The following is a 275-nucleotide window of genomic DNA, read 5'->3' as shown; positions in this document are numbered from 1 at the left end:
TACACCTATACCCTCAACACCAGTGATGCCGATTTCAAGGCGTTGCACGGCGGTGGCGACGGCACCGAAACCTTCACCTACACCCTTACCGATTCGGACGGCGACAGCAGCACCGCGAACCTGGTGCTGCAGATCCACAACAACGATGACCCAGTAATCCTCAACGGCCTCAACGTGTATGGCGGTGAACTGACGGTCTACGAGAAAAACCTCAGCGACGGCAGCAACCCGGATACCACGGCGCTGACCCAGAACGGCACCTTCACCGTCACGGC

Annotated in this window: 1 protein-coding gene; it reads left to right on the top strand. The window is 58.9% G+C overall.

The genetic code is table 11. From position 1 onward, the window contains the following. Positions 1 to 275, top strand: a 275-nt coding sequence (locus tag ACM6IT_RS28025; RefSeq protein WP_414919117.1) for a VCBS domain-containing protein, incomplete at both ends; no start/stop codon positions are given.

Origin of the sequence: Pseudomonas sp. IT-P4 (genome assembly GCF_949767755.1) — a bacterium.
Classification (GTDB): Bacteria; Pseudomonadota; Gammaproteobacteria; order Pseudomonadales; family Pseudomonadaceae; genus Aquipseudomonas; species Aquipseudomonas monachiensis.
Note: the sequence above shows the minus strand (reverse complement) of the source record. Positions and strands in the feature narration are given on the sequence as shown.